The organism is Roseateles sp. P1_C6 (assembly GCF_056406315.1).
The window spans coordinates 177,366-202,842 of record NZ_JBFUAK010000009.1 but is presented as its reverse complement, the minus strand read 5'-3'; the positions used below and the strand labels follow the sequence as shown (position 1 = coordinate 202,842).

Below are 25,477 nucleotides of genomic sequence, written 5' to 3'. Positions count from 1 at the left end.
ACGGCGATGCTTGCCGGATTGACCGGCAAGCACATCGCCATGGCGGGCCGGCTTGGGAGCGGCCCGGCGCTCGGCCCGCAATACGCCGGGTTGATCAGGTGCGTGCGGCCGACGCCACGGCAGTGATCATCACCTGGTCGACCCGGTAGCTGTCGACGTCGACCACCTCGAAGCGCCAGCCTTCCCACTCGACGACATCGGTGCGCCGCGGGATGCGGCGCAGCATGACCATCAGGAAGCCGGCCAGCGTGTCGTAGGTGCCGGCATGCGGCCAGCCCTCGATGCCCAGCGAGCGCTCCACGTCCGGGATGGGCGTGATGCCGTCGGCGAGGAAGGAGCCGTCCTCGCGCCGCACGATCTGTTCCTCGTCGTGCGGTGCGACCAGGCTGCCCATCACGGTGTTCATCACGTCGTTCAGCGTGATGACGCCCACGACGCGGCTGTACTCGTTGACGACGACGGCGAAGTCCTCGTGCGCCTCGCGGAACTGGGTCAGCATCTCCGACAGCGTCAGCCGGTCGGGCACGATCAGCACCTTCTTCACCAGCACGCCGCCGTTCTCACGCAGCGACAGCCGCTCGTCGCGCAGCACGCGCTGGAACAGGTCCGTGGCGTCCACGTAGCCGACGACCTGGTCGACGTCGCCGTCGCAGACGAGGTAAGTGGAATGTGGCGTGTCGGCGATGCGGTTGCGGATCAGCGCATCGTCGTCGTCGCGCGAGAAGAACACGATGCGCTCGCGCTCCGTCATCACGGTCTCGACGGTGCGTGTGTCCAGCTCGAACACGTTGGCGATGACCTGCTGCTCTTCGTCCGCAACGACGCCGGCCTGGTAGCCGGCCTCGGTCAGCGCCAGGATGTCGCGGTAGCTGATGGTGTCGTCGCGCTTGGCCGGCAGCCCCAGCACGCGGATCAGGCCCTCGGTGATGCCGCTGAACGCCCAGGCCAGCGGCTTGAGCACGCGGCACAGCATCAGCATGGGCCCGACCAGCGCCATCGCGACGCGCTCGGGCTCGTTCATCGACAGGCGCTTGGGCACCAGGTCGGCCAACACGATGAACAGCGACGTGATGCTGATGAAGGACGCGGCAAAGGCCAAGGTCGCCGCCGGCTCGGGCGCCATCACGAGCCGCAGCGCCGCCTCGAAATGAGGCGTGAACGCGCCCTCACCGACGATACCGGCCAGGATGGCGACCGTGTTGACGCCGATCTGCACGACGGTGAAGTAGTCGCCCGGGTGCTGCTGCACGGCCAGCACCTTGGCCGCGCGGGCGTCGCCGGAATCGGCGCGCTGCTGCAGGTTGAGTCGGCGCGACGCGGCCAGCGACAGCTCGGCCATCGAGAAGAAGGCGCTGCCGAGGATCAGCAGGCTGATCAGCAGCAGCGATGTCGCCATGGTCGTGGGGGCTGCGTCATCAGCTGAACAGCCTTCGCGCCGCAGGCGAGCCTGCGGCCAGGTCGCGCTCCGCCAAAGCTTCGTAGAGTTTCTTCAACTCCACGTCGATGGCCGCAAACGCGTGCAGGCCCAGCACCTGGCCGCGGTCGTCGCAGACCTCGGCTTCCAGGTCACGCGCCAGCGCGCGGGCCGCCTCCTGCCAGGCCGCGAACGGTTCCTGCTCGGACGAGGTCTGCGGCACGTCCAGCGCCAGCGTCAGCTCGCGCAGCGACAGCGCCTCGGGGTCCTCGGCCAGCGCGGCCTGCGCGTCGTACTGCAGCGTCAGCACCGGCGGCGCGCCTTCTTCCGCCGATGGCATGACCAGGCGGCCCGGCAGCGCGCCGGCGACGAAGCCGTGGCGGCCAGCGGCCTGCTGCACGAAGCCCGGCGTCCAGGCCGCGGCCTTGGCGCGCAGCAGCAGCGCGAGCTGCGCGTCGTGGCTGGCGGCGAACTGGTCCAGCTCGCGGGCGCGGGCGACGACGTCCAGCATGTCGGGGAACTGCACGAAGCCGCCGATGCCATCGGCAAAACCCTGGATCTTCTGCACGAACTCCGAGTACTCGATCTCGTTGAGCGCGCCGCTGCGGTTGGCCATCTTCACGCCGACCTGGAACTCGCTGTAGCGCTCACCCGGCGCCGGCAGCTCCCAGTCGCCGGTCTCGGCGTTCAGGCCTTCGACCTGGAAGGGCTTGGTGCCGGCACGGCGGCTGCCGGGCTGGTGCTGCAACGCCAGCTCACCGGACACCGGCGTCTCGACGGTGACCGCCGCGATGGCGTCGATCAGCGCGTCGACGCGCGACGACGGCCGGCGCGGTGGACGCGCCACGGCAGGCATGGTCACTTCCAGCGCGTCGGCTGCCGCTTCACCGCCTTCGGCCGTGACGGCCGGCGGGCCGTCGAAGTGCGGCTCCTCCATTGCCGGCACGGCGCGCTTGGGACCGGCCTTGCGCGCCGTCCAGGCGCCATGGGCGATGACGGCGATCAGCACCAGGCCGCCGAGGATGGCGAGCAGCGTCGTGAGGCTCATGTTCATGCCAGCTCCGCCATGGCCAGCGCCTTGTCCATGTCCACCGCCACGATGCGCGAAACACCCTGCTCCTGCATCGTCACCCCAATCAGTTGTTCAGCCATTTCCATCGCAATCTTGTTGTGCGAGATGAAGAGGAACTGCGTGCTGCGGCTCATCTGCGTGACGAGCTTGGCGTAGCGCTCGGTGTTGGCGTCGTCCAGCGGCGCGTCGACCTCGTCCAGCAGGCAGAACGGCGCCGGGTTCAGCTGGAAGATCGCGAACACCAGCGCGATCGCCGTCAGCGCCTTCTCGCCGCCGGACAGCAGGTGGATGGTGCTGTTCTTCTTGCCCGGTGGTTGCGCCATGACCTGCACGCCGGCGTCCAGGATCTCGTCGCCCGTCATGACCAGCCTGGCCTGCCCGCCGCCGAACAGCTCGGGGAACATGCGGCCGAAGTGGTCGTTGACCTGGTTGAAGGTCGCGCCCAGCAGGTCGCGCGTCTCCAGGTCGATCTTGTGGATCGCGTCTTCCAGCGTGCCGATGGCCGAGTTCAGGTCGGCGCACTGCGAGTCGAGGAAGGTCTTGCGCTCGCGCGCCACGGTCAGTTCGTCCAGTGCGGCGAGGTTGACGGCACCCAGCGCGGCGATCTCGCGGTTGATGCGGTCGATCTCGCCCTGCAGGCCGTAGAGCTTCACGCCGCCGTCTTCGATGGTCTTGGCCAGCGCATCCAGGTCGACCGCGGCGGCTTCGAGCTGCTCGCGGTACTGCGCGCCGCCCAGCTGCGCGGCCTGCTCTTCCAGCTGCAGCTTGGTGATGGCCTCGCGCAGCGGGTCCAGGCTGCGCTCGAAGGTCATGCGCTGCTCGTCGGCCTTGCGCAGACGCAAGCTGAGGTCGTCGTAGTTCGCCCGCACGGCCGCGAGCGCCTGCTCGCGTTCGACCTTGAGCGCCAGCGCGTCCTGCAGACCGGCCTGCGCGGCGGCGTCGTTCAGCGTGTCCAGCTCGGTCTGCAGGCTGGCGGCGGAGGTCGCGACGGTGGCGATCTGCGCCTCGGCCGTCTCGATGCCGCGCTGCAGCTCGCCGCGGCGCGCGGCCAGCGTCTGCGTGGCAAAGCGCGCTTCCTGGGCCCGGCGCTCCAGCGCGCGCAGCTGCTCGCGGGCATCGGCCAGCTTGCGCTCGGCGGCGATGGTGCCGTCTTCCAGCTCCGCATGGCGTTGCTGCGCGTCGCCGAGCTGCATGTCCAGCTCCTCGAAACGCGCTTCACCGACCGCGCGGCGCTCCTGCAAGCCTTCCTGCTGCGCGGCGATCTCGGCCAGCTCCGCGTCCAGCGCGCTGCGGCGCTGCTGGCTGGCTTCGGCCTGTTGTGACAGGCGCAGCAGCTCGACGTGCAGCTGGTGGGCGCGCGTCTGCGCCTCGCTGGCCTCGCGGCGCAGCGTCGTCAGGCGGCCGTTGGCGTCGTTGAACTGGTGCTCGATGCGGCTCAGCGACAGGCGGGCTTCATCGGCGATCAGGTTCTGCGCGCGCTGGGCCGTCGTCAGCTGCTCGATCTCCTGGGCGCGCGCCAGCAGGCCGGCCTGCTCGGAATCCGGCGCATAGAAGGTCACCGAGAACTGGCCGACTGCGTGGCCGGCCGGCGTCAGGATCAGCTCGCCGTGCGTCAACTTGTCCCGTGCCGCCAGCGCCTCGTCCAGCGTGGGCGCCGTGTAGACGCCCTCCAGCCAGTCGTTCAGCAGCGCGGACAGGCCCGCGTCTTCCAGGCGCAGCAGCTCGGTCAGCTTGGGCAGCGTCTCGTGCGTGTTGGCGATCGCGGCGGCCGGCGTCGAATAAAAGGCCAGTCGGGCGGGCGGTGAATCGGCTTCAAACGCGCGCACCGTGTCCAGCCGGCCCACGCTGAGCGCGCCCATGCGCTCACGCAGCGCCGCTTCGAGGGCGTTCTCCCACCCTCGCGCGATGTGCAGCTGCGTCCACAGGCCTTGCAGCCCGTCCAGACCGTGCTTGGCCAGCCAGGGCTTGAGCTTGCCCTCGGTCTGCACCTTTTCCTGCAGCGCCTTCAAGGCCTCCAGGCGGGCCGTCAGCTCGGACTGCTTCGCGAGCTGCGCGTTCGCGTCCCGCTGCAGCGTGCGGCGTTGCTCTTCGAGCTGCGGCACCTGCTCGGCCAGCTCCTGCAGGCGCGCATCGGACAGGTCGCGCGCCTCGTCGGCCGCGATGCTGCGTTCGCGCAGCGCTTCAAGTGCCTCGTGATCCGGCGCACCCAGCGCGCGCGACTCGGCCGTCAGCCGGTCCTCGCGTTGGCGCAAGGCACGGGCCTGCTCGTCCACGCTGCGGCTCTCGGCGGCCAGCACCTGGATCTGCTGCTGCACCTGCGTGACCTGGGTGCGCTGCTCGTTCGCGCGCACCTGCGCGGCGCGCAAGGCGTCTTCGGCCTGAGGCAGCTGGGCCTGCTGTTCCTCGGCCTGAGCGGCCAGGATCTCGCTCTGCTCGTCGGCGCCGGCGATCTGCTCGGCGATGCCTTCCAGCTCCGCCTTGGCCTGCTCGACGCGCTCACGCCACTGGCCGTCCTGCGCATGCAGCTCGGCCAGGCGGGACTGGGCGCGCGTGCGGCTTTCGACGACGAAGCGGATGCGCTCCTCCAGCCGGCTCACTTCGAGCTGGGCTTCGGCGTAGCGGCCTTGAGATGCGTGCAGTTCGTCGCCGGCCGCGTAGTGTTGCTGGCGAACTTCTTCCAGCGTCGCCTCCACGGCGCGCAGCTCGGCGGTGCGCGATTCCAGCGCGTTGACCGCCTCGGCATGCGCCGTCTTCACGCGTGCCGCCTCGCTGCCGGCGTCGCGCAGTTTCAGGAACCACAACTGGTGCAGCTTCAGCGTGCCGCTGTCCTGCAGGCTGCGGTAGCTCGCCGCCACCTCGGCCTGCTTCTCGAGCTTGTCGAGGTTGGCGTTGAGCTCGCGCAGGATGTCATCGACGCGCGTCAGGTTCTCGCGCGTGTCCTTGAGGCGGTTCTCGGTCTCGCGGCGGCGTTCCTTGTACTTGGACACGCCGGCTGCTTCTTCGAGGAACAGGCGCAGCTCTTCGGGCTTGCTCTCGATGATGCGCGAGATCGTGCCCTGGCCGATGATGGCGTAGGCCCGCGGCCCCAGGCCCGTGCCCAGGAACACGTCCTGCACATCGCGGCGGCGCACCGGCTGGTTGTTGATGAAGTAGCTGCTGGTGCCGTCGCGCGTCAGCACGCGCTTCACCGCAATCTCGGTGAACTGGTTCCACGGGCCGCCGGCGCGCGCCGATTGGTTGTCGAACACCAGCTCCACGCTGGAGCGCCCCGCCGGCTTGCGGTTGCCACTGCCGTTGAAGATGACGTCCTGCATGGACTCGCCACGCAGCTCGCTGGCCTTGCTCTCGCCCAGCACCCAGCGCACGGCGTCCATGATGTTGGACTTGCCGCAGCCGTTCGGCCCCACGACGCCGACCAGCTGCCCCGGCAGCTGGAAGGTCGTGGGTTCAGCGAAGGATTTGAAGCCGGCGAGCTTGATCGAGTTCAGCCGCATGTAGCTTGGACGTAAGCCCTTGATTTGGCTAAAGAAAAGCGCCTTTGAGGGGCGCTTCAGTGGGGTCGGATGATAGCATTCGCCCCCTCACAGATTGCCCCTGCACCATGGCCACGAAGAAGTCCGCCGCCCCCGCCCTCAAGAAGAAGCCCAAGATGCGCGAGGTGCCCAAGAACCCGCCGACCAAGCCGAGCAAGGACATCCTGGTCTTTCCGAACCCCAACCCGGAACGCGACTACGTCATCCAGTTCCAGGTGCCCGAGTTCACCTGCCACTGCCCGCTGACCGGCCAGCCGGACTTCGCGCACTTCACCATCGACATGATTGCGGACGAGCTCTGCGTGGAGCTCAAGAGCCTGAAGATGTACTTCTGGAGCTACCGCAACGAGGGCGCCTTCCACGAGAAGGTCACCAACACCATCCTCGACGACATCATCAAGGTGACCGACCCGCGCTTCATCCGCATCACGGCCAAGTGGTATGTGCGCGGCGGCATCTATACCAACATCGTCGCCGAGCACCGCAAGGCCGGCTGGGCGCCGGCACCGCGCGTGGACCTGCCAGCGCATGGCTTCGAGTCGGGGATGCTGGGCCAATGAATCCCTTGCTGGACAGGCTTCAGCCCTACCCCTTCGAGCGACTGCGCGAGCTGACGGCCGGCATCACGCCCAGCGCCGACTTCGCGCCCATCTCGCTGGGCATCGGCGAACCCCGCCATGCCGCACCGGCCCTCATCGAGGAGGCCATCAAGGGCGCGATGAAGGGCTTGTCCGGCTATCCGGCCACGGCCGGCACGCCGGCGCTGCGTGAAGCCATCGCGGCCTGGATCTCCCGCCGCTACGACCTGACGCTGGACCCGCTGACGCAGGTGCTGCCCGTCAACGGTTCGCGCGAGGCGCTGTTCGCCATCGCGCAGACCGTCGTCGACGGCAGCCGCCCCGGCTCAGTCGTCGTCTGTCCCAACCCCTTCTATCAAATCTACGAAGGCGCGGCGCTGCTGGCCGGTGCCGACGTGGCCTTCGCCAACTCGGACCCGGCGCGCAACTTCGCCGTCGACTGGGGCCAGATCGATGCCGCGACCTGGGCGCGCACGCAGTTGCTGTACGTCTGCTCGCCGGGCAACCCCAGCGGCGCGGTGATGCCGCTGGACGAATGGAAGAACCTTTTCGAGCTGAGCGACCGCCACGGCTTCGTGATCGCGTCTGACGAGTGCTACTCGGAGATCTACTTCCGCGACGAAGCCCCGCTGGGCGGCCTGGAAGCCGCGGCCAAGCTCGGCCGGCATGACTTCAAGAACCTGATCGCGTTCACGTCGCTGTCCAAGCGCTCCAACGTGCCGGGCCTGCGCTCGGGCTTCGTGGCGGGCGACGCGGCGCTGCTGAAGAAGTTCCTGCTCTACCGCACCTACCACGGCAGCGCGATGAGCCCCATCGTGCAGGCGGCCAGCATCGCGGCCTGGGGCGACGAGGCTCATGTCATCGAGAACCGCGCCCGCTACCGCAGGAAGTTCGCCGAGGTCACGCCGCTGCTGGCCGGCGCGCTGGACGTGGCCCTGCCCGATGCAGGCTTCTACCTGTGGGCCGCTGTACCCGACGGTAACGACATCGCCTTCGCCCAAGCGCTGCTCGCTCAATACAATCTCGTGGTCCTGCCGGGCAGCCTGCTGGCCCGCAACGCCCACGGCAGCAACCCCGGCGCCGGGCGCATCCGCCTGGCCCTCGTGGCCGACGAGGCCGAATGCCTCGAAGCCGCCCGCCGCATCGTCTCTTTCACGAAATCCCGCTGATGAACACCACTGACCTGCAAAGCCTGATCGACCTCGCCTGGGACAACCGCGCGTCTCTGGATCCCGTCAACGCGCCCGAGGTGCGTCAGGCCGTCGACCACGTCATCGCCGAGTTGGACGCGGGCCGCCTGCGCGTGGCCACCCGCGAGAGCGTGGGCCAGTGGACGGTGCACCAGTGGGTCAAGAAGGCCGTGCTGCTGTCGTTCCGCCTGAACGACAACCGCATCATGGGCGACAAGGAACTGACCTTCTTCGACAAGGTGCCCACCAAGTACGCCGGCTGGAGCGATGAGCAGCTGCGCGCCAGCGGTGTGCGCGTCGTGCCACCGGCCGTCGCGCGCCGCGGCAGCTTCCAGGCCAAGAACGTCGTGCTGATGCCTTCGTACGTGAACATCGGCGCCTACGTCGACGAAGGCGCCATGGTCGACACCTGGGCCACCGTCGGCTCCTGCGCGCAGATCGGCAAGAACGTGCACCTCAGCGGCGGCGTCGGCATCGGCGGCGTGCTGGAGCCGCTGCAGGCCAACCCCACCATCATCGAAGACAACTGCTTCATCGGCGCCCGCTCCGAGGTCGTCGAAGGCGTCATCGTCGAGGAGAACTCGGTCATCTCGATGGGCGTCTACATCGGCCAGAGCACGCCGATCTACGACCGCGCGACCGACACCGTCAGCTACGGCCGCATCCCGGCCGGCTCGGTCGTCATCTCGGGCTCGCTGCCCAAGGATGGCGGCCGCTACTCGCTGTACGCGGCCATCATCGTGAAGCGTGTCGACGCCCAGACGCGCTCCAAGACCAGCATCAACGAACTGCTGCGCGCCTGATCATGAGCAGCCCCAGCGCCGGCAACATGGAGCGCATCCTGCGGCTGATGGCCGACAAGGGTGCATCGGACTGCTATCTGTCGGCCAACATGCCGGTGCTGATCCGCATCAACGGCCAGACCGTGCAGCTGTCGGACCAGTTGCTGACGCCGCCACAGCCGCGCCAGCTGATCGCCGAGGTCATCGACCCCGGCAGCCTGCAGGAACTGGACAGCACGGGGGAGCTGAACATGGCCGTGGGCGTGTCCGGCGTGGGCAGCTTCCGCCTGTCGGGCTTCCGCCAGCGCGGCTCCATCGCCGGCGTGTTCCGCCACATCCCGCACGACATCCCGACGCTGGAGAGCCTGGCGCTGCCGCCGGTGCTGGGCCAGATGATCAAGGAAAAACGCGGCCTGATTCTGATGGTGGGCGCCACCGGCACCGGCAAGAGCACGACGCTCGCGTCCATGCTGGAGATGCGCAACCAGACGATGACCGGGCACATCCTCACCATCGAGGACCCGATCGAATACCTGTTCAGCAACAAGCGCTCGGTCGTCAACCAGCGCGAGATCGGCCGCGACACCGCATCGCTGCAGATCGCGCTGAAGAACGCGCTGCGCCAGGCGCCGGACTGCATCCTCATCGGCGAAATCCGTGACCGCGACACGATGACGGCGGCCATCAGCTACGCGCTGTCGGGCCACCTGGTGCTGGCCACGCTGCACGGCAACAACACCTACCACGCGCTGAACCGCATCCTGTCCTTCTACACACCCGAGTCACGGCCGGCGCTGCTGAACGACCTGGCGGCCGGCCTGAAGGCCGTCGTGTCGCAGCGCCTTGTGCGCGCCACGGCCGGCGGCCGCGTGCCGGTGGTGGAGATCCTGCTGAACTCCAAGCTGGTGTCCGAGTTGATCGAGAACGGCGACTTCGCCGGCGTGAAGGAGGCGATGGAGAAGTCCATCGCCGAGGGCTCGCAGACCTACGAAGAGCATTTCGCCAAGCTCATCACCGACGGCACCATCACCCGCGAGGAAGGCCTGGCCTTCGCCGACTCGCCGACCAATCTGCTGTGGCGTCTGCAGAACGAGGCGCCCGGCCAGCGCCTGATGAGCACGCCACGCAAGGAAGAAAAGGCTGGCGACGAAGCCAGCTTCACCGAAATCACGCTCGACGTGCGCACCTCTTGAAACTGATTGACTGCATCACCACCCAAGCCGCCCGCCTTGACCAGGCGGGCTTGTTTTTTGGCCACGGCACGACGAACGCCTTCGACGAGGCCGCGTGGCTGGTGCTGTGGCGCGTGGGCCTGCCGATGGACGCGTTGGACGAGCATGCCGACCACGAGCTGACAGCGACCGAGCAGGCTGCCGTCGCCGCGCTGGTGGATGAGCGCATCACCACCCGCAAGCCCGCTGCCTACCTGACCGGCGAGGCCTGGCTGCAAGGCGTGCCCTTCACCATCGACGAGCGCGCCATCGTGCCGCGCAGCTTCATCGCCGAGCTGATCGCCGACGCCAGCATCGACCCCTGGCTGCACCCGGACAGCCGCCGCGTGCTCGACCTGTGCACCGGCAACGGCAGCCTCGCCGTGCTGGCCGCGATGGCCTGGCCCGACGTTGAAGTCGACGCGCTGGACCTGAGCACCGACGCGCTCGCCGTGGCGAAGCTGAACGTCGAGCGCCACAACCTGGCCTTGCGCATCCGCCTGCTGCAAGGCGACGGCCTGGCCGGTTCGCAAGGCCCCTATGACCTCATCCTCTGCAACCCGCCCTACGTGAACAGCACCAGCATGGCCGCCCTGCCCGCCGAGTACCGCGCCGAGCCCGAACTGGCGCTGGCCGGCGGCAGCGACGGCATGGACTTCATCCGTGAGCTGCTGAAAGCCGCGCCCGCAGCGCTGACCGACGACGGCGTGCTGGTGCTGGAGATCGGCAACGAGCGCGAGAACTTCGAGGCCGCATTCCCGACGCTTGAAACCGTCTGGCTGGAGACCTCCGCCGGTGCCGACCAAGTTCTCCTGCTGACGAAGGAGGCCCTGCAATGATCACGCTGCGCGACATCACGCTGCGCCGCGGCGTCAAGGTGGTGCTGGACAACGCGTCCGCCACGCTGCAGCCCGGCGAGAAGATCGGCCTCGTGGGCCGCAACGGCGCCGGCAAGTCCAGCCTGTTTGCGCTGCTGACGCACCGCCTGGGCAACGACAAGGGCGAGGTCGAGGTGCCGAAGCACTGGCGCCGTTCCGAGGTCGCCCAGAACATGCCCGAGACCGACGACGGCGCCACCGACTACGTGCTCGAAGGCGACCTGCCGCTGGTGGCCGCCCGTGCCGCACTGGACGCCGCCGAGGCCGCCAACGACGGCCACGCGATGGCCGATGCGCATGCGCTGCTGGCCGACGTCGGCGCCTTCGACGCCCGCTCGCGCGCCCAGGCGCTGCTGATGGGCCTGGGCTTCAAGACCGAGCAGCTCGACGCGCCGGTCAACAGCTTCTCCGGCGGCTGGCGCATGCGCCTGCAACTGGCCCGCGCGCTGATGTGCCCGGCCGAGCTGATGCTGCTGGACGAGCCCACCAACCACTTGGACCTGGACGCCCTCGTCTGGCTGGAAGCCTGGCTGCAGCGCTACGACGGCACGCTGATCATCATCAGCCATGACCGCGAATTCCTCGACGCGATCACCAAGGTCACGCTGCACCTGGACGAAGGCAAGCTGGTGCGCTACGGCGGCAACTACACCAGCTTCGAGACCCAGCGCGCGGAGCGCATGGTCCTGCAGCAGGCCGCCTTCGCCAAGCAGCAGGACCGCGTCGCCCACCTGCAGAAGTTCATCGACCGCTTCAAGGCCAAGGCCAGCAAGGCCAAGCAGGCGCAGAGCCGCGTGAAGGCGCTGGAGCGCATGGAGCGGCTGGCGCCGGTGCTCGCCTCCGCCGACTTCAACTTCGAGTTCCGCGAACCGCTGAACCTGCCCAACCCGATGCTGATGTTCGATGAGATGTCGGCGGGTTACGGCACGACCACCATCGTGCGCAACGTCGACCGCTCCGTGCTGGCCGGCCAGCGCATCGGCATCCTGGGCGCCAACGGCCAGGGCAAGTCCACGTTGGTCAAGACGATTGCCGGCACCCAGCCCGCATTGGCCGGCCGGCTGACGCAGGGCAAGGGCCTGTCCATCGGCTACTTCGCCCAGCAGGAGCTGGACGTGCTGCGTCTGGACGAAGGCCCGCTGGAGCACATGGTGCGCCTGGCGCGCGAGGTCGGCCCGGCCGGCCGCGAGCAGGAGCTGCGCGACTTCCTGGGCCAGTTCCGCTTCACCGGCGACATGGTCAACCAGCAGGTGGGCAGCCTGTCCGGCGGCGAGAAGGCGCGCCTCGTACTCGCGATGCTGGTGTGGCAACGCCCCAACCTGCTGCTGCTGGACGAGCCGACCAACCACCTGGACCTGAACACCCGCGAGGCGCTGTCGATGGCGCTCAACGAGTTCGAGGGCACGGTCATGCTGGTCAGCCACGACCGTGCGCTGCTGCGCGAGGTCTGCGACGAGTTCTGGCTGGTGGCCGACGGCGTCGTCAAGCCGTTCGACGGCGACCTGGACGACTACCAGCGCTGGCTGCTGGACCAGAGCAAGGAGGCGGCACGCGCCGCCAAGAAGCAGTCGGCGCCGGCACCTGCACCGGTGGTGGCTGCCGCCCCCGCACCGGCACCCGCGGTGCGCGAGGATCGCAAGGCCTCAGGCCAGGCCCGCGCCAAGCTGGCCGATCAGACGCGTCCGCTGCGCAAGGAGATGGAAGCCATCGACAAGCGCCTGCATGCACTGGCCGAGGAACGCGCCAGCATCGAGGCGCAGCTGGCGGAAGGCGCGGCCGCCTCGGCCATTGCCGAGATGGGCAAGCGGCTGAAGGCGATCTCCGACCAGTTGGAGGCCGACGAGGCGCGCTGGCTGGAACTGGGCGAGGAGATCGAGGCGCTCAGCTGAAGGTCAGCTGAGCAGCACTGCTGCCAGCGCCAACGCGCCTGGCAGCGCCTGCACGAACAGGATCTTGCGCGAGGCCGTGGCCGCGCCGAACAAACCGGCCACGACGACACAGCCCAGGAAGAACACCAGCCAGGGCTTGCCCGCTCCCGCGGCGCCCTGCATCAGGCCCCACGCCAGGCCGGCCACGAGAAAGCCGTTGTACAGCCCCTGGTTGGCCGCCAGCGCCTTGCTCTTCTCGGCGAAGTCCTTGTCCAGGCCAAAGGCTTTGCGGCCCAGCGGCTTGGTCCAGAAGAACATTTCCAGCACCAGGAAATACAGGTGCAGCAGCGCCACCAGCGCGGCCAGAGCTATCGCCACCATCTGCATCGTCTCTCTCCTCGTCATTGTTGGGGGGTGGCGCATCCTCGCAGATCGCTCTAGCGTCGCGTGTCTCCCAAAAGACCATTTAACTTGTGTGCAATTGAATTGCTGGCTACATTAATGCCCATGCCCCGCACCAACGCCGCCACCGTCACCGCCGATCCCCGCGATCAGTGGCTGCGGCTGGACCGCCAGCTGTGCTTCGCGCTGTATTCGAGCTCGCTGGCCATGACCAAGATCTACAAGCCGCTGCTCGCGCCGCTGGGCCTGACCTACCCGCAGTACCTCGTCATGCTGGTGCTGTGGGAGGGCGACGGCGTCAGCGTCTCGCAGCTCGGTCAGCGCCTGTCGCTGGACTCCGGCACGCTGACCCCGCTGCTCAAGCGGCTGGAGCTGCTGGGCCACATCGAACGCCGCCGCGCCACGGACGACGAGCGCCGTGTCGACATCTTCCTGACGCCCGTGGGCCGCCAGCTGCGCACGCAGGCCCTGGACATCCCCAACCAGCTCGCCTGCGCCAGCGCTTGCGAACTGGACGAACTCGTCGCGCTGACGCAGCGTCTGCACACGCTGCGCCAGCAACTGAGCCAGGCCGGCGACGCGGCCGACTGATTTCTTCCCGTCCCACCACATCACCCCAAAGGAGCCCACCATGGCCATCGAAAAAGCCCTCTACACCGCCACCGCCACTGCCACCGGCGGCCGCGCCGGCACCGCCAAGTCGTCCGACGGCGTGCTGGACCTCGCGCTGACGACGCCCAAGGAACTGGGCGGCAACGGCGCCACCGGCACCAACCCCGAGCAGCTGTTCGCGGCGGGCTACTCGGCCTGTTTCATCGGTGCGATGAAGGCCGTCGCCGGCAAGCAGAAGATCAGCCTGCCAGCCGAGGTGTCCATCACCAGCGATGTCGCCATCGGCCCGCACGCCAACAAGCCGGGCGCCTTTGGCATCCAGGTCGACATGAAGATCTCCGTGCCGGGCATGGAGCGCGCCGCGCTGGAAGCCCTGGTGGCCACCGCCCACGAGGTCTGCCCGTACTCGAACGCGACCCGCGGCAACGTCGACGTCACGCTGACCATCGTCTGATCCCTGCCGCAGGTGCCGGTTCGTGACATCCGTCACGACGGCGTCACAGCGGCCGGCCAGCATCGCGGGTTTTCCAATCCTTACGGAGACTCGCGATGCGCCCCAGCTTCCTTCCCACCGTGCTTGCCAGCGCCCTGCTGGCCCTTGCCGCCCCGTCCCATGCGGCGGAGCCGGTGTTGATCGGCGTGGGCAGCCTCAGCAGCGCGCTGAGCGACCTGTCGGGCCTGAACTACTCGCTGGAAAGCGGCATCGCGGCCAACCAACTCGGCGGCGTCGGCTCCGGCCTGGCCTGGGCGGGCGGCAACACCTTCCTGGCCCTCCCCGACCGCGGCCCCAATGCCGAGCCCTGGGCCGGCGGCTCGTCGCTGGACAACACCACCTCCTTCATCAGCCGCTTCCACACGCTGCAGCTGAGCCTCGTCGCCACGCCCGGCGGCGCGCTGCCCTACACGCTGCAGACGACGTTGCAGGCCACGACGCTGCTGTCCAGCACGACCGCGCTGACCTACGGTGCCAAGGCGCCGACGCTCGCCGGCATCGTCAACAGCAACCTGCTGCCCGCCGGCAGCAAGCAATACTTCTCCGGCCGCTCGGACAACTTCGCTGCGGGCCTGTCCACCAACCCCAACAACGCCCGCCTCGACCCCGAAGGCCTGCGCGTCTCCAACGACGGCAAGAGCGTCTTCGTCTCGGACGAGTACGGTCCCTACGTCTACCAGTTCGACCGCGCGACCGGCGAGCGCATCCGCAGCTTCGCGTTGCCCAGCAGCTTCGCGGCGACCAACCTCAGCAGCGCCGGTGCGACCGAGATCTCCGGCAACACCACGGGCCGCGTCGCCAACAAGGGCATGGAAGGCCTGGCCATCTCGCCCGATGGCAAGACGCTGTTCGGCTTCATGCAAAGCCCGCTGGCCCAGGACGGCGGCGATGGCGGCCGCTACAACCGCATCGTCAAGATCGACATCGCCACCGGCATCGTCAGCCAGTTCGCCTTCGACAACCAGATCAACGGCAAGGCCTACAACAGCAGCGAACTGCTGGCGCTGAACGACCACGAACTCGTCGTGCTGGAGCGTGACGGCAAGGGCCTGGGCGACGGCTCCCCGGGCTCCAAGGCCGCCGTCAAGCAGCTCGTCAAGATCGACCTGACCGGCGCCGCCGACGTCAGCGCCATCACCGACCTGCGCACGCAGCCTGCGGCCGCCATCGTCGGCACGCGCTTCCTTGACATCAGGGCCGCGCTGAACGCCGCCGGCATCCCCGACGCGCAGATCCCGTCCAAGCTCGAGGGCATTGCCTTCGGCGAGGACGTGGTCGTCAACGGCAAGTCGATGCACACGCTCTACCTGTCCAACGACAACGACTTCCTGAGCAGCGCCGTTCCCAACGGCGGCTCGACGGCCCTGACGTATGGCAACCAGTTCTACGTCTTCGCCTTCGAGGGCAACCTCGTGCAGCAAGGCATCACGGCCGCGGTGCCGGAGCCGAGCAGCTATGCGATGCTGGCCGCCGGCCTGGGCGCCATCGGCTGGATGGCACGCCGTCGCCGCAAGGCCTAAGCCGCCAGCAGCGCCAGGATCAGCTCGATCCTGGCCTTCACGGGGCTCAAGGGCCCGGCGCTGGGCAGCAGGCCGGGCAGGTCCATCACCGGTCCGGCGTCGCAGCGGGTGCTGCGCAGCAGCTTCACGCCGCGGGCTTCGGCCTCCCGCAAGGCGGCATCCAGCGCCTCGCTCAACGTGCCGTTGCCAGTGCCGGCCGCGACGATGCCGTCCACCCCGGCGTCCACCAGCGCCCGCACGACCCGACCGTCCGCACCCGCGTGGTTCAGCACGATGTCGACACGTGGCCATTGCGGCGCAGGCCTGGCGATGCGGGACAGGCCCAGCGCCTCAGCCGTCGGCCAGCGGCCCACGCGCCTGACGACGCCCTCCTCCACACGCGCCACCAACGCGCCGTCCGTCGATTCGAAGGCGTCGACGCGGTAGCTGTGCGTCTTGCGCACCTGCACGGCGTCATGCACGCGGCCCGCAAACGCCACCACGACGCCCGCTGCGCCCGGCGCCGCCGCGACCTGCACCGCGTCGAACAGGTTCTGCGGCCCGTCCGGTGCCAGTGCCGTCGCCGGCCGCATCGCCGCGGTCAGTACGACGGGCTTGGCCGGCGCCAGCACGCGGTGCAGGAAATAAGCCGTTTCCTCCAGCGTGTCCGTGCCATGCGTGATGACGATGCCGTTCACTTCGGCGCGGTCGAGCTGCGCTTGCACCTCGGCGGCCAGCCGCTGCCAGCTGGAGAAATCCATGTCCTTGCTGTCGAGTTGGGCGACCTGGCGGGCCTCCAACCGGCATGATTTCAAGGCTGGCACGGCCGCCAGCAAGTCCTCCACGCGCAGTTGCGCCGCGGTGTAGCCGACGCCATCGCTCGCGTCACGCGCCGTGCCGGCGATCGTGCCGCCGGTGCCCAGAATGACGATCAGATCGCTCGGGGTTTGCAATTTCGAATTCCTGGATGAAAATACAGATACTGGATAGATTTCCAGCCTGTTTGAACCCCGCACCCGACGACAAAGGCCGCCCGTGCAAGACCGACCCAAGCTTACCGCCCGCCAGCAGCAGATCTTCGACCTGGTCCGCCATGCGATCGAAAGCACCGGCTCGCCGCCGACGCGCGCCGAAATCGCCGCCGAACTGGGTTTCAAGTCCGCCAACGCGGCCGAGGAGCACCTGCAGGCGCTGGCCCGCAAAGGCATGCTGGAGCTGGTAGGTGGCACCTCGCGCGGCATCCGGCTCAAGTCCGACGCGCTGAATGCCGTCAACCGCGCCCGTCAGGTTATGCTGCCGCTGGCCGGCCTGGCCCAGCTGACGCTGCCGCTGATCGGCCGCGTCGCCGCTGGCGCACCCATCCTGGCGCAAGAGCATGTCGAGCAGACCTACACGGTCGAGCCCAGCCTGTTCGCCAGAAAGCCCGATTACCTGCTCAAGGTCAAGGGCATGAGCATGAAGGACATCGGCATCATGGACGGCGATTTTCTGGCCGTTCAGTCGGCCAAAGAAGCTCGCAACGGCCAGATCGTCGTCGCCCGCGTGGGTGATGAAGTGACCGTGAAGCGGTTCAAACGCGGTGCTGACGGTATCCAGTTGCTGCCGGAAAACCCGGATTTCGAGCCCATTCTCGTGAACGAGAGCAGCGAGCATTTCAGTATCGAAGGCCTGGCCGTCGGACTGATTCGGGGGCAAGGTTTCATCTGACCCACACCGAAAATGAAAAAGCCCGGTCCGTTTGGACCGGGCTTTTGTTTTGGTTGGTGGAGCCGGGGGGAATTGAACCCCCGTCCGTCAGCCATCACCGGGCAGATCTACATGCTTAGCCGGCTGATTTGAATCTCACGGTCAACTCGCGCAGTGGCACGCTAGCTTTCCCGCCAGTCACTTAATCTCACAACACGCTGAGTGACCCAGCGCATCGCCAGCCGATGTGAGTGACTTCTCAGCCTTGTCCCTTGCGGAACTCAGCCCGGCCCATCGGCCTGCCGTTGAGAAGCTCAACCGCAATTAAGCGGCGAGTGCGAACGTAGAGTCGTTTGCAGTTACTTTGTTTCCAGTGGTTTTACGAGCGAACTGGTGCTCGGCATGCCCTACTCCGGATCCGCACCCACGTCGAAACCAGGTCGGCCCCAGGAGGCGTAGTTTAGGCCAGTCCCAGCGCTTTCAAGAGCTCACCCGGTGCAGCCAGCTCAAGATCGGCACCCCAGCGTGCGTGTTGAGCCTCTGGACCCATGTAGCCCCAGGCCGCGACAGCGGTCGCCATGCCGGCCGCGCGGCCGGCCAGGATGTCGCGCTCGTCGTCGCCGACATACAGGCAGGCTTGCGGCGCCACACCCAGCCGGCGCGCAGCCTCCAGCAATGGCGCGGGATGCGGTTTGGTGTGGCCCGTCGTGTCGCCGCCGACGATGGTCGCGGCCCCCAGCCGCAATGCGGCCGCCAGCGGCAGCGCAAATCGTTCGGCCTTGTTCGTGACGATGCCCCAGGTAAGGCCGCCCGCGGCCAGACCTGCCAGCTCGCCCTCCACACCGGCGAAGGGCCGCGTGCAGTCGTACATCAGGCCTTCGTAGCGGTCCAGAAATTCGTGTTTGAGTTCGTCATAGCCCGCCTGCCCCGGCGCTACGCCGAAGGCTTGGCCCAGCATGCCGCGTGCACCCGAGCCGCCATGCGGCCGGTACTGCGCCAACGGCAGCGGTTTCAGCCCACGTTCACCACGCATGGCATTGGCGGCGCGCGCCAGGTCCTCGGCGCTGTCGATCAATGTGCCGTCGAGGTCAAACAGGACCGCACGCAAGTGCGACCAACGCGCGTCCAGCGGCTTCACAGCGGGCGGCGATAGGCCATCAGGTAGTTGACGTCGGTGTCGCTTCCCAGGCTGTAGCGCTGTGTCAGCGGGTTGTAGCTGAGGCCCCGGCTCGCCTGCGTCTCCAGCCCGGCGTCGCGGCAGAACTGCGCCAGCTCCGATGGCCGCAGGAAACGCGCGTACTCGTGCGTGCCCTTGGGCAGCATGTTCAGCACGTATTCGGCGCCGACGATGGCCAGCAGGAAGGCCTTGGCATTGCGGTTCAGCGTCGACAGGAAGACCCAGCCACCGGGCTTCACGAGCGTGGCGCAGGCGCGCACGACGGATGCCGGATCGGGCACGTGCTCGAGCATTTCCATGCAGGTCACGACGTCGAAGCCGGCCGGCTGCTCCTCGGCCAGCGCCTCCACAGCGATCTCGCGATACTCGACGCCCTCGGTGCCGGCCTCCATCGCATGCAACTCGGCCACGCGCAGCGGCTTGGTCGACAGATCAATGCCCAGCACCTGTGCGCCGGCCCGCGCCATCGAATCACTCAGGATGCCGCCGCCGCAACCCACGTCCAGTACGCGCTGACCGGCCAGTGGACACAGCTGCTGAATCCAGCCCAGGCGCAGCGGGTTGATCTGGTGCAAGGGCTTGAAGTCGCTCTCGGGGTCCCACCAACGGTGGGCGAGCTCGCCGAATTTGGCGAGCTCTTGCGGGTCGGCATTGATCGTCATGGTGTGCTGGAAATAAAAAAGCCCCGACGGCGAGCCGGCGGGGCTTTGCGCTAAGCGCCCGAAGGCGCCTGAGCTTACTTGTTGCGCGTACCGACGACTTCGATTTCCGTGCGACGGTTCTTCGCGCGGCCTTCGGCAGTCTTGTTGTCGGCAACAGGCTGCTTCTCGCCCTTGCCTTCGGTGTAAACGCGATTCGGCTCGACGCCCTTGTTCACCAGGTAAGCCTTGACGGCTTCCGAGCGACGGATCGACAGCTTCTGGTTGTACTCATCGCTGCCCACCGAGTCTGTGTGACCGACGGCAATGATGACTTCCAGATTGATGCCCTTGGTCTTGCTGACCAGGTCATCCAGCTTGGCCTGAGCTTCGGGCTTCAGCGTCGACTTGTCGAAGTCGAAGAAGGCGTCAGCAGCGAACGTGACCTTTTCGCTGACCGGAGCCGGCGGCGGAGTCACAGGCTTCGGAGCCACGGGAGCCGGAGCCGGAGGCGGGGGAGCGACCGGAGCGGGCGCCTCAACCTTCGGTGCCGGCTTGATTTCGCCATCGCAACCCTTGGCAGCCGTAGCCGGCGTCCAGAAGTTGTCGCGCCAGCAATATTCGTTGGTGCCGTTCTTCCAAACGGTGCCGTCCGTAGCGCGCCAGTTGTCAACAGTCTGGGCCATTGCGGCCGACGAAGCCACAGCGGCGACCGCAGCCACCGCAAACAGCGACGCCACGCGATTCAGTTTCTTCATGATTCTCCTCTCAAGGAATGCCGCAGTTGCCCTGCGAGAGTCAGTACTCAAACCTCTAACCTCAGGAGAGACTTTAGGGTTTCTCCTAGGGACTCGACGATTGTGCCATGGGGGCACCGAGACGGACGCATTGTGGCGGCCTACGTTCATGGGCACGGTGACGATGTTGCGCTGCTGCTACAGGGTAGCGGGCCGCATAGAATTAGCGCCTTTCGCCACCCCACACGTCGCGCCACCACGCGCGCACGCGAGATCGAGCCCGCATGACCCAGTTCGCCAAGGAAACCCTGCCGATCAGCCTCGAGGAGGAGATGCGCCGCTCCTACCTCGACTACGCCATGAGCGTGATCGTGGGGCGCGCCCTGCCCGATGCCCGAGATGGCCTCAAGCCGGTGCATCGCCGCGTGCTCTTCGCGATGCACGAATTGAACAACGACTGGAACCGCCCGTACAAGAAGTCCGCGCGTATCGTTGGCGACGTCATCGGTAAATACCACCCGCACGGGGATACCGCGGTCTACGACACCATCGTGCGCATGGCGCAGGATTTCTCGCTGCGCCACATGCTGGTGGATGGCCAGGGCAATTTCGGTTCGGTCGACGGCGACAACGCTGCGGCGATGCGATACACCGAAATCCGTCTGGACAAGATCGCCCATGAAATGCTGGCCGATATCGACAAGGAAACCGTCGACTTCGGGCCGAATTACGACGGCAGCGAAAAAGAGCCGCTGGTTTTGCCGACCCGGCTGCCGAATCTGCTCGTCAACGGCGCGTCCGGCATTGCGGTGGGCATGGCCACCAATATCCCGCCGCACAACCTCAATGAAGTCGTCGACGCCTGCCTGTTCGCGCTGAAGAACCCGGAGTGCACGGTCGACGAACTGATGGAGATCATCCCGGCGCCCGACTTCCCCACCGCCGGCATCATCTACGGCCTGGCCGGCGTGCGCGACGGCTACCGCACCGGACGTGGCCGCGTCGTCATGCGCGCCAAGGTGCATTTCGAGGACATCGACAAGGGCTCGCGCCAGTCGATCATCGTTGACGAGATCCCCTACCAGGTCAACAAGAAGACGCTGCTCGAGCGCATCGCCGAACTGGTGCACGAGAAGAAGATCGAGGGCATCAGCCACATCCAGGACGAGTCCGACAAGTCGGGCATGCGCGTCGTCATCGAGCTCAAGCGCGGTGAAGTGCCCGAGGTGGTGCTGAACAACCTGTACAAGCAGACGCAGCTGCAGGACAGCTTCGGCATGAACATGGTCGCCCTGATCGACGGTCAGCCCAAGCTCTGCAATCTGCGCGACATGGTGGTCGTGTTCCTGGAGCACCGCCGCGAGGTCGTCACACGCCGCACGATCTTCGAACTGCGCAAGGCCCGCGAGCGCGGCCACGTGCTGGAAGGCCTGGCCGTCGCGCTGGCCAACATCGACGAGTTCATCGAGACCATCAAGACCTCGCCGACGCCGCCGGTCGCCAAGGCCGCACTGATGGCCAAGAGCTGGGATTCGTCGCTGGTGCGCGAGATGCTGACCCGCGCCGAAGGCCAGACGCCGGGCGGCCGCGCCGCCTTCCGGCCGGACGGCCTGGAGCCGGAGTACGGCATGCAGACCGACGGCCTGTACCGGCTGTCGGACTCGCAGGCCAGCGAAATCCTGCAGATGCGCCTGCAACGCCTGACCGGCCTGGAGCAGGACAAGATCGTCGGCGAGTACAAGGATGTGATGTCGCAGATCGCCGATCTGCTGGACATCCTGGCCACGCCTGCCCGCGTGACGACCATCATCAGCGACGAGCTGATCCAGCTGAAGACCGAGTTCGGCCAGACCAAAATCGGCGCGCGCCGCAGCGTCATCGAGCACAACGCGCAGGAACTGGGCACCGAGGACCTGATCACGCCGACCGACATGGTCGTGACACTCTCGCACACCGGCTACATCAAGAGCCAGGCGCTCAGCGAATACCGCGCCCAGCGTCGCGGTGGCCGCGGCAAGCAGGCCACGGCGACCAAGGACGACGATTGGATCGACCAGCTTTTCATCGCCAACACGCACGACTGGATCCTGTGCTTCTCCAACCGCGGCCGCGTCTACTGGATCAAGGTCTGGGAAGTGCCGCAGGGCTCGCGCAACTCGCGCGGCAAGCCTATCGTCAACATGTTCCCGCTGCAGGCCGAAGAGAAGATCACCGTCGTGCTGCCGCTGACCGGTGAGTTCCGCACCTTCCCTGAAGACCACTTCATCTTCATGGCCACGGCCATGGGCACGGTCAAGAAGACTTCGCTGAAGGACTTCAGCAACCCGCGCAAGGCCGGCATCATTTCGGTCGACCTGGACGAGGGCGACCATCTGATCGGCGCGGCGCTGACCGATGGTCACCATGACGTGATGCTGTTCAGCGACGGCGGCAAGGCCGTGCGCTTCGACGAGGACGACGTGCGCCCCATGGGCCGCACGGCCCGGGGCGTGCGCGGCATGATGTTGGAGCCCGACCAGCGCCTGATCGCCATGCTGGTGGCCGAGGACGAGACGCAGAGCGTGCTGACCGCCACCGAGAACGGATACGGCAAGCGCACCAGCATCGTCGAGTACACCCGCCACGGCCGCGGCACCAAGGGCATGATTGCCATCCAGCAGAGCGAGCGCAACGGCCGCGTCGTCGCCGCGACGCTGGTGCGCCCCGAGGACGAGATCATGCTGATCACCGACAAGGGCGTGCTGGTGCGCACCCGCGTCAGCGAGATCCGCGAGCTGGGCCGTGCCACGCAAGGCGTCACGCTGATCGCCCTGGACGACGGCAGCAAGCTGTCGGGCCTGCAACGCATCGTCGAGAACGACGCCAATGAGGCAGACGCCTCCGCCGAGCCCGATGAGGCCGGTGACAACCCCGAAGCTCCCAAGGACTGACATGACTTCTCGCAAGCTGGGCCTGGCCCTCGCAATCGCGCTGGCCGCCGGCACCGCCCTGGCCGACCCCTCGCCGGCCAAAAAGGCGCTGATCGACAAGATCGTGGCGCTCCAACAGCAAGGCCTGGCGGACGGCCTGTCCGCCAACATCGTCCAGGGGCCGCTGCCCCAGCTGATGCAAGCCGGCCGCGCCGCGCTGCAGCAGGTGCCGGCGGAGAAGCGCGAAGCCACGGCCAAGGCCATGGACGCCGAGCTGAAGAAGTTCGTCGACGAGAACGTGCCCTACCTGAAGGACAAGATCTCCAAGGCCGTTCCCAGCACGGCTTCGGCGCTGCTGGACGAACGCTTCAACGAGGACGAACTGAAGCAGATCGTGGTCTGGGCAGAATCGCCGGTCAGCCAGAAATTCGGCTTGGCCAGCGTCGAACTGCAGAAGGCCGTCGCGCAGAAGGTCATGGCCGAAGCCGGCCCGACGCTGGAAGGCCGCCTCAAGACGCTGCAGGCCACGCTGGCCAAGCAACTGGGCATCCAGCCCCCGCCCGCGGCACCGAAACCCGCGGCGTCCACGCCGAAGAAGTAGCCTCCACCTCGATGACCTCTGCCCGCCCGTTCAATTTCTCCCCCGGCCCCGCCACCCTGCCCGAACCCGTGCTGCGGCAGGTGGCCGCCGAGATGCTGGACTGGCAGGGCAGCGGCATGAGCGTCATGGAGATGAGCCACCGCGGCAAGGAGTTCATCTCGATCTATGAGCGCGCGGAGGCCGACCTGCGCGAGCTGCTCGCCGTGCCGGCCAACTATCGCGTCCTGTTCATGCAGGGCGGCGGCCTGGGTGAGAACGCCATCGTGCCGATGAACCTGAGCCGCGGCGGCAAGGTGGACATGGTGGTGACCGGCTCCTGGTCGCGCAAGAGCGCCGCCGAGGCGCGCCGCTACGCCGATGTGCAGATCGCGGCCGACATCGGCGGCGGCCACGCCATCCCGCGCGACTGGACGTTGCGTGACGACGCGAGCTACGTGCACGTCTGCACCAACGAGACCATTGACGGCGTCGAGTTCCACGAACTGCCACGCGTGACCAACGGCGTGCCGCTGGTCATCGACTGCTCGTCGCACCTGCTGTCTCGCCCCATCGATTGGCGCCGTGTCGGCCTGGCCTTTGGCGGCGCGCAGAAGAACATCGGCCCGGCCGGTCTGACGCTGGTGTTCGTGCGCGAGGACCTGCTGGGCCACGCGCTGGACATCTGCCCCACGGCCTTCAACTACGAAACCGTGGCCGCTGCCCAGTCCATGTACAACACGCCGCCCACGTTTGCGATCTACGTCGCCGGCCTGGTGTTCCAGTGGGTCAAGGACATGGCGTACGCCGGCGAGCGCGGCCTTGCCGCCATCGAGCAGCGCAACATCGACAAGGCCGCCCTGCTCTACGCGGCACTGGACGCCTCCGATTTCTACGAGAACCGCGTCGACGCCAGCTGCCGCTCGCGCATGAACGTGCCCTTCTTCCTGCGCAACGAGAAGCTCAACGACAGCTTCCTGGCCGAAGCCAAGGCTGCCGGCCTGCTGCAGCTCAAGGGCCACAAGTCGGTGGGCGGCATGCGCGCATCCATCTACAACGCGATGCCGCTGGAAGGCGTCCAATCGCTGGTGGCCTTCCTGAAGGATTTCGAGGCCCGCCATGGTTGAACCCGTCGCATCCCAGGCCCTGCTCGCGCTGCGCGACCAGATCGACGGCCTGGACAAGCAACTGCTGGAGCTGCTGAACCAGCGCGCCCGCGTGGCCGAACAGGTCGGCGAGATCAAGCGCGCGGAAGGCACGCCCTTCTTCCGCCCGGACCGCGTCGCCCAGGTGATCGACAAGATCCGCGCCGCCAACCCCGGCCCGCTGAAGAGCGAGCATGTGGCCGCCATCTGGCGCGAGATCATGTCCGCCTGCCTGGCGCTGGAGTCGCCTCAGCGCGTCGCCGTGCTGGGCCCCGTCGGCACGTTCTGCGAGCAGGCCGCCATCGAGTACTTCGGTGGCGCGGCCGACCTGGTCTACTGCGCCAACTTCGACGAGGTCTTCCACGCAACCGCCAGCGGCAGCGCGCAGTTCGGCGTTGTCGGCGTCGAGAACATGACCGAGGGCGTCGTCACCCGCTCGCTGGATCTGTTCCTGCACACGCCCTGCCACGTGGTCGGTGAGGTGTCGCTGCTGATCCGCCACAACCTGATGCGCAAGGAGCCGTCCATGAACGGCATCGAGGCCGTGCTGGCGCATCCGCAGGCGCTGGCGCAATGCCAGAACTGGCTGAACAAGCACCTGCCCGACGTCGAGCGCCGCGCGGTGTCCAGCAATGCCGAAGGCTCGCGGCTGGCCGCGACCAACCCGGCCTGGGCTGCGCTGGGCAGCGAGCGCGCGTCGACGCTGTTCGGCCTGCACATCACCGCCCACGCCATCCAGGACGAGGCCTACAACCGCACGCGCTTCGCCGTCATCTGCCTGCCGCAGACCATGGCCACGCCGCCGGCCACGGGCCGCGACTGCACCAGCCTGGTCGTGTCGGTGCCCAACCGCCCGGGTGCGATGCACGACCTGCTGGTGCCGCTGAAGACCCACGGCGTGTCCATGACGCGCCTGGAATCCCGCCCCGCCCGCACCGGTCAGTGGGACTATTACTTCTACATCGACCTCGACGGCCACCCCAGCCAGACCAACGTCGCGGCGGCGCTCGCTGAACTGCGCGAGTCCTGCGCCTTCTTCAAGATGCTCGGGGCCTACCCCGTCAAGGCCTAAGCCC

At 67.5% G+C, this 25,477-nt stretch carries 21 protein-coding genes, 1 other RNA gene and 2 pseudogenes; 15 read left to right on the top strand and 9 right to left on the bottom strand.

The annotated features are described in order from the left end of the window. Window positions 1–94 precede the first annotated feature (94 nt). The 3 genes from paeA to smc are packed head-to-tail and all read right to left on the bottom strand — an operon-like array spanning window position 95 to window position 5,980. Window positions 95–1,396 (bottom strand): polyamine export protein PaeA, encoded by a 1,302-nt coding sequence (gene paeA / locus AC1D29_RS20575; RefSeq protein ID WP_477900866.1) that lies wholly within the window; start codon window positions 1,394–1,396, stop codon window positions 95–97. Window positions 1,397–1,415: 19 nt separating this feature from the next. Beyond that, window positions 1,416–2,462 carry a cell division protein ZipA C-terminal FtsZ-binding domain-containing protein gene (locus tag AC1D29_RS20570; RefSeq protein ID WP_477901106.1) on the bottom strand — a complete coding sequence of 349 codons (1,047 nt, stop codon included), beginning with the start codon at window positions 2,460–2,462 and terminating at the stop codon, window positions 1,416–1,418. Window positions 2,463–2,464: 2 nt separating this feature from the next. Continuing rightward, window positions 2,465–5,980 (bottom strand): chromosome segregation protein SMC, encoded by a 3,516-nt coding sequence (gene smc / locus AC1D29_RS20565; protein WP_477900864.1) that lies wholly within the window; start codon window positions 5,978–5,980, stop codon window positions 2,465–2,467. Window positions 5,981–6,087: 107 nt separating this feature from the next. On the opposite strand from smc, the gene queF reads away from it, so the two are divergent. Genes queF through AC1D29_RS20535 form a run of 6 tightly spaced genes read left to right on the top strand, consistent with a single transcriptional unit; the run spans window position 6,088 to window position 12,547 of the window. After that, on the top strand, window positions 6,088–6,579 hold the full coding sequence (queF, locus tag AC1D29_RS20560; RefSeq protein ID WP_477900862.1) for a preQ(1) synthase: 492 nt from the start codon (window positions 6,088–6,090) through the stop codon (window positions 6,577–6,579). Then, the gene (dapC, locus tag AC1D29_RS20555; protein ID WP_477900860.1) at window positions 6,576–7,766 is read left to right on the top strand and encodes a succinyldiaminopimelate transaminase; all 1,191 of its coding nucleotides are present in this window, start codon (window positions 6,576–6,578) and stop codon (window positions 7,764–7,766) included. Before queF ends, dapC begins: the two co-directional genes overlap by 4 nt. Next, window positions 7,766–8,590, top strand: a complete 825-nt coding sequence (dapD, locus tag AC1D29_RS20550; protein WP_477900859.1) for a 2,3,4,5-tetrahydropyridine-2,6-dicarboxylate N-succinyltransferase — start codon at window positions 7,766–7,768, stop codon at window positions 8,588–8,590. Before dapC ends, dapD begins: the two co-directional genes overlap by 1 nt. 2 nt (window positions 8,591–8,592) lie before the next feature. Continuing rightward, window positions 8,593–9,762 carry a PilT/PilU family type 4a pilus ATPase gene (locus AC1D29_RS20545; RefSeq protein ID WP_477900858.1) on the top strand — a complete coding sequence of 390 codons (1,170 nt, stop codon included), beginning with the start codon at window positions 8,593–8,595 and terminating at the stop codon, window positions 9,760–9,762. Further along, the gene (gene prmB, locus AC1D29_RS20540) at window positions 9,759–10,619 is read left to right on the top strand and encodes a 50S ribosomal protein L3 N(5)-glutamine methyltransferase (RefSeq protein ID WP_477900857.1); all 861 of its coding nucleotides are present in this window, start codon (window positions 9,759–9,761) and stop codon (window positions 10,617–10,619) included. The genes AC1D29_RS20545 and prmB overlap by 4 nt, the downstream gene beginning before the upstream one ends. After that, the gene (locus tag AC1D29_RS20535) at window positions 10,616–12,547 is read left to right on the top strand and encodes an ABC-F family ATP-binding cassette domain-containing protein (RefSeq protein ID WP_477900856.1); all 1,932 of its coding nucleotides are present in this window, start codon (window positions 10,616–10,618) and stop codon (window positions 12,545–12,547) included. Before prmB ends, AC1D29_RS20535 begins: the two co-directional genes overlap by 4 nt. A 3-nt stretch (window positions 12,548–12,550) precedes the next feature. Here AC1D29_RS20535 and AC1D29_RS20530 read toward each other — a convergent pair whose 3' ends face one another. Beyond that, the gene (locus AC1D29_RS20530; protein WP_477900853.1) at window positions 12,551–12,913 is read right to left on the bottom strand and encodes a DUF1304 domain-containing protein; all 363 of its coding nucleotides are present in this window, start codon (window positions 12,911–12,913) and stop codon (window positions 12,551–12,553) included. A gap of 114 nt (window positions 12,914–13,027) precedes the next feature. On the opposite strand from AC1D29_RS20530, the gene AC1D29_RS20525 reads away from it, so the two are divergent. From AC1D29_RS20525 to AC1D29_RS20510, 4 genes and pseudogenes are all read left to right on the top strand, one after another. Then, the gene (locus AC1D29_RS20525; protein ID WP_477900851.1) at window positions 13,028–13,519 is read left to right on the top strand and encodes a MarR family winged helix-turn-helix transcriptional regulator; all 492 of its coding nucleotides are present in this window, start codon (window positions 13,028–13,030) and stop codon (window positions 13,517–13,519) included. Between the two features lie 40 nt (window positions 13,520–13,559). Then, window positions 13,560–13,994, top strand: a complete 435-nt coding sequence (locus AC1D29_RS20520) for an organic hydroperoxide resistance protein (protein ID WP_477900849.1) — start codon at window positions 13,560–13,562, stop codon at window positions 13,992–13,994. Window positions 13,995–14,089: 95 nt separating this feature from the next. Then, window positions 14,090–15,349 (top strand): annotated as a pseudogene (locus AC1D29_RS20515) (esterase-like activity of phytase family protein); the annotation flags it as partial. A 108-nt stretch (window positions 15,350–15,457) separates the two neighbouring features. Next, window positions 15,458–15,553: pseudogene (locus AC1D29_RS20510) on the top strand (PEP-CTERM sorting domain-containing protein); the annotation flags it as partial. Here the strand turns inward: AC1D29_RS20510 and AC1D29_RS20505 are convergent. Beyond that, window positions 15,550–16,485: an asparaginase gene (locus AC1D29_RS20505; protein ID WP_477900847.1), complete on the bottom strand. Its 936-nt coding sequence runs from the start codon at window positions 16,483–16,485 to the stop codon at window positions 15,550–15,552. The pseudogene AC1D29_RS20510 and the gene AC1D29_RS20505 sit on opposite strands and share 4 nt — an antisense overlap. 82 nt (window positions 16,486–16,567) lie before the next feature. Between AC1D29_RS20505 and lexA the strand changes: the two genes are divergently transcribed. Next, a complete protein-coding gene (gene lexA / locus AC1D29_RS20500; RefSeq protein WP_477900845.1) occupies window positions 16,568–17,239 on the top strand; it encodes a transcriptional repressor LexA in 672 nt (223 codons plus the stop codon). Window positions 17,240–17,293: 54 nt separating this feature from the next. Here lexA and ssrA read toward each other — a convergent pair. From ssrA to ompA, 4 genes are all read right to left on the bottom strand, one after another. Beyond that, window positions 17,294–17,666, bottom strand: a transfer-messenger RNA (tmRNA) gene (gene ssrA / locus AC1D29_RS20495). A gap of 12 nt (window positions 17,667–17,678) precedes the next feature. Next, window positions 17,679–18,347 carry an HAD-IA family hydrolase gene (locus AC1D29_RS20490; RefSeq protein WP_477901104.1) on the bottom strand — a complete coding sequence of 223 codons (669 nt, stop codon included), beginning with the start codon at window positions 18,345–18,347 and terminating at the stop codon, window positions 17,679–17,681. 5 nt (window positions 18,348–18,352) lie between these two features. Further along, window positions 18,353–19,057: a bifunctional 2-polyprenyl-6-hydroxyphenol methylase/3-demethylubiquinol 3-O-methyltransferase UbiG gene (gene ubiG, locus AC1D29_RS20485; RefSeq protein ID WP_477900843.1), complete on the bottom strand. Its 705-nt coding sequence runs from the start codon at window positions 19,055–19,057 to the stop codon at window positions 18,353–18,355. A gap of 74 nt (window positions 19,058–19,131) precedes the next feature. Next, window positions 19,132–19,791, bottom strand: coding sequence for an outer membrane protein OmpA (gene ompA, locus AC1D29_RS20480; RefSeq protein ID WP_477900841.1), 660 nt, complete (start codon window positions 19,789–19,791; stop codon window positions 19,132–19,134). A 263-nt stretch (window positions 19,792–20,054) separates the two neighbouring features. On the opposite strand from ompA, the gene gyrA reads away from it, so the two are divergent. The 4 genes from gyrA to pheA are packed head-to-tail and all read left to right on the top strand — an operon-like array spanning window position 20,055 to window position 25,473. Next, window positions 20,055–22,700 (top strand): DNA gyrase subunit A, encoded by a 2,646-nt coding sequence (gene gyrA / locus AC1D29_RS20475; protein WP_477900839.1) that lies wholly within the window; start codon window positions 20,055–20,057, stop codon window positions 22,698–22,700. Between the two features lies 1 nt (window position 22,701). Next, complete coding sequence (locus tag AC1D29_RS20470) at window positions 22,702–23,280, top strand: DUF2059 domain-containing protein (RefSeq protein ID WP_477900837.1); 579 nt, start codon at window positions 22,702–22,704, stop codon at window positions 23,278–23,280. 11 nt (window positions 23,281–23,291) lie between these two features. Continuing rightward, entirely contained in the window at window positions 23,292–24,383 is a 1,092-nt protein-coding gene (gene serC / locus AC1D29_RS20465) for a 3-phosphoserine/phosphohydroxythreonine transaminase (RefSeq protein ID WP_477900835.1), read from the top strand. After that, window positions 24,376–25,473: a prephenate dehydratase gene (gene pheA, locus AC1D29_RS20460; protein WP_477900833.1), complete on the top strand. Its 1,098-nt coding sequence runs from the start codon at window positions 24,376–24,378 to the stop codon at window positions 25,471–25,473. The genes serC and pheA overlap by 8 nt, the downstream gene beginning before the upstream one ends. The last annotated feature ends 4 nt before the right edge of the window (window positions 25,474–25,477 follow it).